Here is an 11217-nt window from a genome sequence, read left to right as displayed (position 1 = left end):
TTAAAGACATCGAAAGAATGCAAGAAGATGGTACTTTCGAAGTACTTCCTAAGAAAGAAGTTGTTCAACTTAAAAAAGAGTTAGAGCTATCCAAATCGATGGCGTATTACATGAATTTTCAACAGTTGAGGGCGTAGTAGAAGACGTTACAACGATCATCTTAAACTTGAAAAAGTTAGCTCTTAAAATCTACTCTGAAGAAGAGAAGACGTTGGAAATTGATGTACAGGGCGAAGGTGTTGTCACAGCTGCTGATATTACTCACGATAGTGATGTAGAAATCTTAAATCCAGATTTACACATTGCAACGTTAGCAAAAGATGCGCATTTCCGCGTGCGTTTAACTGCAAAGCGTGGCCGTGGGTATACGCCAGCTGATGCAAATAAAAGCGAAGATCAACCAATAGGAGTAATTCCTATTGATTCTATTTATACTCCAGTATCACGTGTGACTTACCAAGTGGAAAAGACACGTGTCGGACAAGTGGCTAATTATGATAAGCTTACGCTTGATGTATGGACGGATGGAAGCATCGGGCCAAAAGAAGCTATCTCTTTAGGTGCCAAAATCTTAACTGAGCATTTAAATATCTTTGTTGGTTTAACTGATGAAGCACAAAATGCTGAGATTATGGTCGAGAAGGAAGAAGATCAAAAAGAGAAAGTTCTTGAGATGACTATCGAAGAACTAGATCTTTCTGTTCGTTCTTATAATTGCCTAAAACGTGCAGGAATTAATACTGTACAAGAACTTGCGAACAAAACAGAAGAAGATATGATGAAAGTTCGTAACTTAGGACGTAAATCCTTAGAAGAAGTTAAACATAAACTTGAGGAATTAGGTTTAGGTTTACGTAAAGACGACTGAGGATTTAAACCCATCAACAAAGGAGGGAACTACGAATGGCATACAGAAAATTAGGCCGTACAAGTGCGCAACGTAAAGCTATGTTACGTGACTTAGCTACTGATTTAATTATCAACGAGCGCATCCAAACGACAGAAACTCGTGCAAAAGAACTTCGTTCTGTAGTGGAAAAAATGATCACTTTAGGTAAACGCGGAGATCTTCATGCTCGTCGTCAAGCAGCAGCTTTCATTCGCAATGAAGTTGCTAACGCTGAGACTGGTCAAGATGCACTTCAAAAATTATTCGCTGATGTAGCTCCACGCTATGCTGAGCGCCAAGGCGGATACACTCGTATTGCAAAAATTGGTCCACGTCGCGGAGACGCAGCACCAATGGTAATTATCGAGTTAGTATAATGATAATTAAAAGGGCAGGACAGTTCTTTTCAAGTAACTGGTCATGGCCCTTTTTTTTTAAATACAGAAAGAAAGGGTGCCTTGTATTGAAAAAAGAGAAACTTCGGACAGAAAACATATCATTTCAATATCCTGGGGCAGCCTCTTATGCATTAAAAGATGTTTCATTTTCCTTATATGAAGGAGAATGGGTGTCTGTTATCGGACAAAACGGTTCAGGGAAGTCTACACTTGCAAAATTATTGAATGGTTTGTTTTTGCCTGAATCAGGGACAATTACTGTAAATAATACAATGGTCTTATCAGAAGAAACGGTATGGGATGTTCGAAAACAAATTGGAATGGTATTTCAAAATCCAGATAATCAATTTGTTGGAACGACAGTACAAGATGACGTTGTATTTGGCTTAGAGAATATTGGAATGCCAAGAGAGCAAATGGTAGAAAGATTAGAACACGCTCTGCAACTTGTCCGTATGGAAGATTTTCTTAATGATGAACCACATTCGTTATCTGGTGGACAAAAACAGCGAGTCGCAATAGCAGGCGTTTTAGCACTTCAACCATCTATTTTAATATTAGATGAAGCAACGTCAATGTTAGATCCCCAAGGAAGACGTGAAGTAGTAGAAACGGTTAGACAACTTGTTAATCAAAAAGGTATTACTGTGTTATCAATTACGCACGATTTAGAAGAGGCGGCGCAGTCAGACCGTGTCATTATTTTGAATAAGGGAGAAATATTAGAGGAAGGGACTCCAGAGCACATTTTCAAATCCTCTCATATGCTCCAAGAAATTGGATTAGATGTACCTTTTTCAGTAAAAATGGCAGAATTATTAAAAAGAAATGAAATTCTCTTGCAAAATACGCATCTTACAATGGAAAGCTTGGTGAACGAACTTTGGAGATTACATTCCAAAAAGTAGAACATCGTTATCAATATAAAACTCCATTTGAAAGACGCGCACTTTATGATGTAGACGTGTCGTTTCCAAGTGGGGGCTATTATGCCATTATCGGTCATACTGGTTCAGGTAAGTCGACGATGATTCAACATTTAAATGGTTTATTGCAGCCGACAAACGGTACGGTTCAAATTGGTGAACATTTAATTTCAGCAGGAAAGAAAGAAAAGAAGCTTAAGCCACTACGAAAAAAAGTAGGGGTTGTCTTTCAGTTTCCAGAACATCAACTATTTGAAGAAACTGTTGAGAAGGATATTTGTTTTGGGCCTACTAATTTTGGTGTATCTAAAGAAGAGGCGAAACAAAAGGCGAAAGATGCAATCCAGCTTGTTGGATTGGACATAGAGTTATTAGCACGTTCTCCGTTTGAGTTAAGCGGTGGGCAAATGAGGCGTGTTGCAATAGCAGGCGTACTTGCGATGGAACCTGAAGTGCTTGTATTAGATGAACCTACAGCAGGACTTGATCCTAAAGGACAGCACGAGCTCATGGAGATGTTTTATAAGCTCCATAAAGAACAGGGGCTTACAGTCATTCTTGTTACTCATAATATGGAGGATGCCGCTAAGTACGCAGATCAAATCGTGGTCATGCATAAAGGAACGGTCTTTTTGCAAGGAAGAGCGGAGGAAGTATTTTCACATGCTGATGAATTAGAACAAATTGGTGTGGACCTTCCAATGTCTTTAAAGTATAAACGTGCAATTGAAGAGAAGTTTGGTATTTCAATTTCGAAGGCTACCTTATCTTTAGAGGATCTTACTCATGAAGTTGTGCAGGTGTTACGAAAAGGTGGTCATGAATCATGCAGCAGTTGATTATTGGGAGATATATCCCAGGGAATTCACTTATTCATCAACTTGATCCACGTACGAAGCTGCTGATTGTCTTTTTATATGTATTTGTTGTTTTCTTGGCAAATAATGCGATTTCATATGGATTTTTATTTTTATATGCACTCATTGCTTTATTTTTTGCAAAAGTGCCGATTCGTTATGTACTTTCGGGCTTAAAACCAATTTTATGGATTTTTCTTTTTACATTTTTCCTGCATATTTTTACAAATAAAGAGGGGGATGTACTATTCCAGCTTGGTTGGTTTTCTATACATGAAAAGGGATTAGAACAAGGGATATACATTTCTATACGATTCTTCGTTATTATTCTAATGACGACATTATTAACGTTAACGACTACACCTATTGAAATTACAGATGGTTTGGAGACGTTATTAAAGCCGTTGAAGCGTATAAAAGTTCCTGTTCATGAAATCGCATTAATGATGTCAATTTCTCTTCGTTTTATCCCCACATTAATGGATGAAACGAGTAAGATTATGAAAGCACAAGCGTCACGTGGTATTGATTTTGCCGGGGGACCGATAAAAGATAGAATGAAAGCTATTATCTCACTACTCGTTCCGCTGTTTATCAGTGCTTTTAAGCGTGCAGAGGACTTAGCAATTGCGATGGAAGCTCGTGGATATCGAAGTGGCGAAGGACGTACTAAATTTAGGCAACTACGCTGGAAAACAAGTGATACAGTAACAATTATAAGTTTACTTTGTTTAGCTTGTATTTTGGCATGGGTGCGATCGTAATGGAGAATAGAGAAATGGATAGAATAAAATGTACGGTTGCATACGATGGCATGCACTTTTGTGGTTATCAAATTCAGCCGCAGCATCGTACTGTTCAACAAGAGATAGAGAAAGCATTGCAGAAATTGCATAAAGGAGAACTCGTTCGTGTTCAGGCATCGGGTAGAACGGATTCTACTGTTCATGCAAAAGGACAAGTGATACATTTTGATACACCTTTATCTCTTGAAGAGTGGCAATGGAGTAATGCTTTAAACACAATGTTGCCAGATGATATTGTTATTCGGCAAGTAGAGAAGAAAACAGAAGAATTTCATGCACGTTACGGTGTCGAGAGAAAAGAATATCGTTATCGTGTATTATTATCAAAGACTGCGGATGTATTCCGTAGAAATTACGTATATCAATATCCATATCCGCTTGAAATAAACGCTATAAGAAAAGCGATTCCTTATTTTATTGGAACGCATGATTTCACTTCTTTTTGTTCGGCAAAAACTGACAAAAAAGATAAAGTGCGAACAATTTATGAAATCGAGTTAATTGAGCAAGACGATGAATTAATTTTTCGTTTTGTAGGTAATGGATTTTTATATAATATGGTCAGAATTATTGTTGGTACGTTACTTAGCGTAGGGCAAGGAAAGCTTGATCCTGATAGCATTCCAGAGATTTTAGCGAAACAAAATCGTCAGTTTGCTGGAAAGATGGCTCCAGGTCATGGGCTTTACTTATGGCAGGTAAACTATAACAACTAATCCTGGTGTAACATTTGCTTGACATTAGAAACTCAAAAGTATATCATAACATATGGTATTGTTTCTAAAACCACGATTAGCCCCGGAAGGAAATCGTGTTTAAGATAAACAATAGATTTTTTCTATGGAAAAGATAACGAGGAGGGAAACACATGCGTACGACTTTTATGGCAAAAGCTAACGAAGTTGAGCGTAAATGGTATGTGGTTGACGCTGAAGGTCAAACTTTAGGTCGCCTAGCTAGTGAAGTAGCATCCATTTTACGTGGTAAAAACAAACCTACATTTACACCACACGTTGACACGGGTGATCATGTAATTATTATTAACGCTGAGAAAATTCATTTAACAGGTAATAAATTAAACGATAAAATTTACTACCGTCACACTAACCACCCAGGTGGACTTAAGCAAAGAACAGCTCTAGAAATGCGTACAAACTACCCTGTACAAATGTTAGAGCTTGCAATTAAAGGGATGCTTCCAAAAGGACGTTTAGGACGTCAAGTATCTAAGAAATTAAACGTGTATGCTGGAGCAGAGCATCCACACCAAGCACAAAAACCAGAAGTTTACGAACTTCGCGGATAATCAATTAAAGGAGGGCTTACTTTGGCACAGGTTCAATACTATGGCACTGGACGTCGTAAGAGTTCAGTAGCGCGCGTACGCCTAGTTCCAGGCGAAGGACGCGTTATCATTAACGGTCGTGATTTTGAAAACTATATCCCATTTGCTGCATTACGTGAAGTAGTGAAACAACCTCTAGTTGCAACAGAAACTTTAGGTAACTACGATGTACTTGTAAACGTAAATGGTGGTGGATACACTGGTCAAGCTGGTGCTATTCGTCACGGTATTTCTCGCGCTTTATTAAAAGCTGATCCAGAATACCGTCTAACACTAAAACGTGCAGGTCTATTAACTCGTGACGCACGTATGAAAGAGCGTAAAAAATACGGTCTTAAAGGCGCACGTCGTGCACCTCAGTTCTCAAAACGTTAATTTTTGCGAACTACAAACCCCAACCATTTTGGTTGGGGTTTTTTTATGTTTCATTCCTCTTTTGTAGTTTTTATAGTTTGGAATATTTTAGTGCTACCGTCCTACGTATGCTTCTTCTTTAGAAGTTTAGACTAATATGTATTAGGGAGGTTTATAAGTACTATGAATGTCATTGTCAGCTTACAAGAAAAACAAAAAGAAAAGCAGTTAAAATATGAACGAAAGATGCTGCGAGAACTATCATTAAAAACATTGCGTTCAAATATTCGTGATGCTTTTCAGATGCAAGAGCTTCATCGTCAGTATGAAGATTATTGTATTGAATTAGGGATAGAGTCTTATTTATTAGGAGCAAGATATAGCAAATTTGGCTATTATGGTGAATCATTCTTTGATGTGAAATATAGAGCTTTAGAAGAAGAACAGCAATTAACGGAAACGTTATTTCAATTTTTAACGAGTATGACTTTACGAGAAATTAAATTACAAGACGAGGAGTTACTTTATGAATCCTGCCAGCAGTTCATCAGCTTATGGTGGCAGGAAGGATATGAAAAGGGTGAAAGGAGATATCGATTAAAGCTACATTAAGATAAGCATAAACTTTCCTCTTGTCCCATATAAGTAATTAGAGGGACTAGCTGGAGGAGGAAAGGTATGAAGAGAATTCGAATTATCTCTTTTGCACTCGCTGCGGTTGTTTTGTTTTTTTTAGTCAAACAAGAATTTCAAATTACAAAATCGTGGCGAGCTTGGAATTTGCCCTTATCGGGGAAAGTAATTGTATTAGACGCAGGGCATGGTGGACCAGACGGAGGAGCTGTTGGTGGAAAGGATATTGTAGAAAAGGACATTACGCTTGAAATTACAAAAAAAGTACAAGATTATTTACAAGAGCAAGGTGCATTAGTTATTTTAACGCGTGAAGGAGATTATGATTTAGCTAACAAAGATACGAAGTCGTATAGTAGACGTAAGGCAGAGGATTTAAGAAGACGTGTGGAGATTATTAATAAACCTGATGTCGACTTCTTTGCGAGTATCCATTTAAATGCATTAACTAGCAGTGGATCCAAAGGCGCACAAACGTTCTATTATCGTTCTTTAATTGAAAATGAGCGTGCAGCGAAGTTTATACAAGCTGAATTGAGAACGAGTTTAGAAAATACGAACCGTTCTGCTAAAACGATTTCTCATGTGTATTTATTAAAGTATGCGAAAACACCAGGCGCTTTAATTGAAGCTGGCTTTTTATCGAATGTGAACGAAAGGTATATGTTAAATTCGGAAAAATATCAGCAAAAGGTAGCGGCTGCTATATATCGTGGTATATTACGTTATTTCACGGAAAAAGGAAATCCTCCAGAATAAGGGGGATTTTTTTGAGGTTTTCTCGTTAACGAAGTTTTCGGAAAATATGTTATACTGGAAATGTAAACGCATTTATTTAGGTATAAAGAGAGAAATTTAATTAACATTACGTTATTTTTCATACAGGGGGCTAGGCTAATTATGGTAACGAAAGAGCAAGTAGTGGAAGCGTTAGAAGGGATTGTAGATCCGTTTTTACATAAAACGTTAAAAGAAACAAATGCAATTAAAGAGGTAACAGTCAAGCCTGAGAAGGAACATGTGAGTGTTAAAATTGCAATTGTAAAAACCGGTACAGCGGAACAAATGCAGTTGCAGTCTGGAATTGTAAAGTTAGTAAAAGAACTAGGAGCAGCGACAGTTGGGCTTCGTTTTGCAGAATTTACAGAAGAGGAATTAGTTCAATTTGCACCACAACAAGAAGAAGAGCAAAGTGAATCTTTATTGTCACCAAATTCAAAAACGACATTTTTAGCAGTGGCGAGTGGAAAAGGTGGAGTGGGAAAATCAACCGTTTCCGTTAACCTTGCAGTTGCTTTAGCTCGTTTAGGAAAAAAAGTTGGTATTATTGATGCGGATATTTACGGTTTTAGTGTGCCAGACATGATGGGGATTGAAAAACGTCCTATCGTAAGAGGGGATAAGATAATTCCAGTGGAGCGTCTAGGTGTAAAGGTAATCTCAATGGGATTCTTTGTAGAAGATAATGCACCGGTTATTTGGAGAGGACCTATGCTTGGGAAAATGTTAAACCACTTCTTCACAGAAGTAGAATGGGGCGATTTAGATTATTTAGTACTTGATCTTCCGCCAGGTACAGGTGATGTTGCGTTAGATGTGCACTCAATGTTGCCATCTTGCAAAGAAATTATTGTAACGACGCCTCATCCAACAGCGGCGTTTGTAGCAGCGCGTGCTGGAGCGATGGCGTTGCGTACTGAACATAGTATTCTCGGTGTCGTTGAGAACATGGCATATTTTGAAAGCAAAGTAACTGGTGAGAAAGAGTATGTATTTGGAAGAGGTGGAGGAGATAAATTAGCTGCTGAATTACAAACAGAGGTACTTGGCCGCATTCCGCTTCAACAACCTGATTGGAATAAAGAGGACTTTGCTCCTTCGGTATATGAAGATACACATACAACGGGTATTATTTATAGTAAGATAGCTGAGACGGTAATTGATAAAACAGCCGTTACACAAAAATAAAATGAAACTTTAATTAGTGGGGCATCCGCTACTGATACTAATTGTTTTTGTGTGTGTAGTGGATTTCTCGCCTAACAGGGAGAGTCTTGCTGCCTGTTAATAGCGTGAAAAAGTAATAATGAGTGGACAATGTATATATTGTCCACTCATTATTATAGCTATTATTTTTACTTTTGTTCCTTCTTCTCACCTTGAGAACCACCTTCACCGCCTGCTTCTTTCTTAGCAGATCCGCCTTTTTCAGCCTTCTGTACACCTTTACTAATGATATCAATCATCTTAGCTTGGAAGAGTGGGCTTTCAGCAGTTTCTGTAAGTACTTGTTGTAAATATTGACGGTATTCTTTACTCTTCATTGTTTGCAACATCATTTTTTCTACTTCCGGATTTTTCATGATTTCTATAACGCCTGCTTGGTATTCAGGGTCTTTTAATAAGGTTTTCATTAAGTTTGTTTGTTCTTTTCCCATACTTTTAGCGAATTTCGATGAGAACTCAGGGTCTTTAAAGAGCTTTTCCCAGAATTGTTGCCCTTTGTCGGATACCATTGCATCTTCAATCGTTTTCTTTACTACCGTTTCATCTAGTATGAGTGCTTGTTTCATCTTTTCATCAGTTAATACATCTTGAATAGCTTTCTTACCTTGATCAGTTTTTAAAATATCAACAATCATTTTCTTTGTTTGATCGTAATCTAGTTCGGATTTCGTTTCTTTTCCTTGTGCACATGCTACAAGTGCGGTAAGTAGAAAAGAAGAAACGAAAATGAGTAGCATCCGTTTCATAAGTTGGAACTCCTTTCAGCACAGTTCTCTTTTTTAATATAAATATCTTTAAGGAATTTATACATGAACATGGCTAGCTTTTTGAAATTGTCATTGATACAATTTAAGTAGAAATATAAGAATAATGGGGGATGTGTTGTGAATAGCCGCAAGTGGGTACGACTATTTTTAACGACGTTGTTTCTTGGTGGGGTTAGTACGGTCATTATTGGGTTTGTTTTGGAGTGGGACAAGTACATTGAATTTTTTCAAAATTTCGACGGAAAAGAAATTTTAGCAGTTTCTTTCTGGTTGATGGGTGTAGGATTTATTTTTAGTGTTATAAGTCAAATGGGATTCTTTGCATATTTAACAATCCATCGTTTTGGACTAGGGATGTTCCGCTCATCTTCTTTATGGAATGCAGTCCAACTTTTCTTTATTGCATTCGTGTTATTTGATTTCGTGTATTTAAGATCTGTACTTATCGCAAATGGGGAAGTTTCATTAGGGAATAACATACTTGTTGCTGGAATGTTATTTGTGTTTGGAGCGATTGTCGCTTATGTAAAAAGTAAAGAAACGAATAAAAAAGCATTTGTGCCTGCTTTGTTCTTTATGGTTGTTGTAACAATTCTTGAATGGGTACCAGCGCTTCGGATCAATGATACAGATTGGTTATATTTAATGGTTATACCACTTTTATTATGTAATGCATATCAGTTACTTATATTGCATCGTTTAATCGGAAAAACGAGCAAATCTGCTTAATTGAGAGAGGTCTTTTGAATTTCTACGCAGTGGTAGTTGTACTACCTGAAATAGTGGGAAGAAAAAAGCTCTATTACCTTATCGAAAGGTAGTAGAGCTTTTTATGTGTGAAGGCTAGTAGGAAAGGAACTACTTTACATCTTCACTTTTCGTACTAGTGTTGGAAATAAGTTGTGATACGGATATTTGCTCGTATCCATCACTTTTTAATTTTTGTAAAAGCAGTGGTAAAGCTTTATTTGTTTGAAGAGCAGAATCGGATGCGTGTAATAAGACAATATCGCCACCCTTCAAATTATTAGAGACAGCGGAAACGATGTTATTTACACCTGGGTTTTTCCAATCGTTTGAATTATTACTCCAATGAACGACAGTGTATCCGAGTGATTCTGCGATTTTAAGGGTGGCTTTGTTAAATTCGCCACTAGGTGGACGTAATAGCTTGACTTGTTTTACACCGAGTTTTGTAAAAACGTCTTGTGCTCGTAAAAGATCTCTTCGTATTTCATTTGCCTCTAGAGAAGTGTAGGATGTGTAATTATAGCCCATACTACCGATTTCATGTCCATCTTTCATGATGCGTTCAACAATATCAGGGTGTCTTTCTGCCCATGCAGCAGAAAGGAAGAAGGTTGCATTCTTAATGTCTCTCTCTTTAAGTGTATCAAGGATTGGAATAGCTTTTTTGTCTCCCCAACTAATATCAAACGTGAATGCAACTTGTTTTTTAGCTGTGTCTCCTTTGTAAATTACCTTAGGTCCTGTAGCAGTTGAAAAAGCAGACTCATGTGAATATGTTTTTAAAAAGAGAAGCCATGCCGTAAATAAGGAAAGTATAACTATTAAGCTAATGTGTTTAAAAGTTCTTTTACTCGTAATAAAAAAGAAAAACATAATATTACGCCCCTTTGTCCAATCCTTTTCAGTTACATATATGCTTAAAATATAAAAAAGAGAACAAGGGATTAATATCGTAAGTAGTGGATATAATGAATGATAGGATTTTGATGATTTGTTTTTGATAAGTGAAAATGAGCGGAACGTTTATTGTTGCGTAAGGGATTATTGAGGTGATGATTTGCTTGGGCTTATGTTGACGAAAGAAGAGAGAAAAGAAATGGAATATATATTGAAGAGAGAGTTAGAGGAACTTTTATTTGATTTTGAAGATGAGCGTATCCATGATGTTGTAAAAAAAGCGATGGAAGAAAGATATAAAATTATTTTTTGTTTGTTCCGGAGGGTTGCTAATGCAGAAGAATGTATTCGTTATGTAAGAAAAAGAAATTTTTATTAAAAAGTGTTGACGTTAATAGTTAGTATATGATAAATTAATAAACGTCGCTGATGCGGAAAAGCAGAAAACGACAAAAAAGAAATTGAAAAACTTAGTTGACATCGAAAAACGAAGATGTTAACATAAGGAAGTCGCAAATGAGCGACCGAGTAGTTCTTTGAAAACTGAACGAAACAAACAACGTGAAACGTCAATTTTTATTTTAGATG

Annotated in this window: 14 protein-coding genes and 2 pseudogenes; 14 read left to right on the top strand and 2 right to left on the bottom strand. The window is 37.1% G+C overall.

Going from position 1 to position 11217, the window contains the following annotated elements:
• The 12 genes and pseudogenes from ACQKNR_RS28625 to ACQKNR_RS28570 form a co-directional block, all read left to right on the top strand.
• Positions 1 to 86, top strand: a pseudogene (locus ACQKNR_RS28625) (30S ribosomal protein S2); the annotation flags it as partial.
• Positions 80 to 868, top strand: a pseudogene (locus tag ACQKNR_RS28620) (DNA-directed RNA polymerase subunit alpha); the annotation flags it as partial. The pseudogenes ACQKNR_RS28625 and ACQKNR_RS28620, both read left to right, overlap by 7 nt.
• A gap of 35 nt (positions 869 to 903) precedes the next feature.
• A complete protein-coding gene (gene rplQ, locus ACQKNR_RS28615) occupies positions 904 to 1266 on the top strand; it encodes a 50S ribosomal protein L17 (RefSeq protein ID WP_000331490.1) in 363 nt (120 codons plus the stop codon).
• A gap of 86 nt (positions 1267 to 1352) precedes the next feature.
• Positions 1353 to 2195, top strand: coding sequence for an energy-coupling factor ABC transporter ATP-binding protein (locus ACQKNR_RS28610; protein WP_427322608.1), 843 nt, complete (start codon positions 1353 to 1355; stop codon positions 2193 to 2195).
• Positions 2171 to 3052: an energy-coupling factor ABC transporter ATP-binding protein gene (locus ACQKNR_RS28605; protein WP_193414588.1), complete on the top strand. Its 882-nt coding sequence runs from the start codon at positions 2171 to 2173 to the stop codon at positions 3050 to 3052. The genes ACQKNR_RS28610 and ACQKNR_RS28605 overlap by 25 nt, the downstream gene beginning before the upstream one ends.
• Entirely contained in the window at positions 3040 to 3834 is a 795-nt protein-coding gene (locus ACQKNR_RS28600) for an energy-coupling factor transporter transmembrane component T family protein (protein ID WP_427322606.1), read from the top strand. Before ACQKNR_RS28605 ends, ACQKNR_RS28600 begins: the two co-directional genes overlap by 13 nt.
• 14 nt (positions 3835 to 3848) lie before the next feature.
• On the top strand, positions 3849 to 4592 hold the full coding sequence (truA, locus tag ACQKNR_RS28595) for a tRNA pseudouridine(38-40) synthase TruA (RefSeq protein WP_098669550.1): 744 nt from the start codon (positions 3849 to 3851) through the stop codon (positions 4590 to 4592).
• Positions 4593 to 4744: 152 nt separating this feature from the next.
• Positions 4745 to 5182: a 50S ribosomal protein L13 gene (gene rplM / locus ACQKNR_RS28590; RefSeq protein ID WP_001260793.1), complete on the top strand. Its 438-nt coding sequence runs from the start codon at positions 4745 to 4747 to the stop codon at positions 5180 to 5182.
• A 21-nt stretch (positions 5183 to 5203) separates the two neighbouring features.
• Positions 5204 to 5596, top strand: a complete 393-nt coding sequence (gene rpsI, locus ACQKNR_RS28585; RefSeq protein ID WP_000079986.1) for a 30S ribosomal protein S9 — start codon at positions 5204 to 5206, stop codon at positions 5594 to 5596.
• A gap of 162 nt (positions 5597 to 5758) precedes the next feature.
• Positions 5759 to 6187 (top strand): DUF2521 family protein, encoded by a 429-nt coding sequence (locus ACQKNR_RS28580; protein WP_193414590.1) that lies wholly within the window; start codon positions 5759 to 5761, stop codon positions 6185 to 6187.
• Positions 6188 to 6253: 66 nt separating this feature from the next.
• A complete protein-coding gene (gene cwlD / locus ACQKNR_RS28575; RefSeq protein ID WP_427322603.1) occupies positions 6254 to 6967 on the top strand; it encodes an N-acetylmuramoyl-L-alanine amidase CwlD in 714 nt (237 codons plus the stop codon).
• Positions 6968 to 7108: 141 nt separating this feature from the next.
• Positions 7109 to 8176 carry a P-loop NTPase gene (locus ACQKNR_RS28570; RefSeq protein ID WP_427322601.1) on the top strand — a complete coding sequence of 356 codons (1068 nt, stop codon included), beginning with the start codon at positions 7109 to 7111 and terminating at the stop codon, positions 8174 to 8176.
• A gap of 167 nt (positions 8177 to 8343) precedes the next feature.
• Here the strand turns inward: ACQKNR_RS28570 and gerD are convergent, their stop codons facing one another.
• Positions 8344 to 8961, bottom strand: coding sequence for a spore germination lipoprotein GerD (gene gerD, locus ACQKNR_RS28565; protein WP_427322600.1), 618 nt, complete (start codon positions 8959 to 8961; stop codon positions 8344 to 8346).
• Positions 8962 to 9099: 138 nt separating this feature from the next.
• Here gerD and kbaA point away from each other — a divergent pair, with 138 nt between their 5' ends.
• A complete protein-coding gene (kbaA, locus tag ACQKNR_RS28560; protein ID WP_427322598.1) occupies positions 9100 to 9711 on the top strand; it encodes a KinB signaling pathway activation protein KbaA in 612 nt (203 codons plus the stop codon).
• Positions 9712 to 9840: 129 nt separating this feature from the next.
• Here kbaA and pdaB read toward each other — a convergent pair whose 3' ends face one another.
• A complete protein-coding gene (gene pdaB / locus ACQKNR_RS28555; protein WP_427322596.1) occupies positions 9841 to 10605 on the bottom strand; it encodes a polysaccharide deacetylase family sporulation protein PdaB in 765 nt (254 codons plus the stop codon).
• A 184-nt stretch (positions 10606 to 10789) separates the two neighbouring features.
• On the opposite strand from pdaB, the gene ACQKNR_RS28550 reads away from it, so the two are divergent.
• A complete protein-coding gene (locus tag ACQKNR_RS28550) occupies positions 10790 to 11008 on the top strand; it encodes a hypothetical protein (protein ID WP_000901144.1) in 219 nt (72 codons plus the stop codon).
• Positions 11009 to 11217 lie beyond the last annotated feature (209 nt).

This window comes from Bacillus sp. NPDC094077 (genome assembly GCF_050279465.1).
In the GTDB taxonomy this organism is placed as follows: domain Bacteria; phylum Bacillota; class Bacilli; order Bacillales; family Bacillaceae_G; genus Bacillus_A.
Note: the sequence above shows the minus strand (reverse complement) of the source record. Positions and strands in the feature narration are given on the sequence as shown.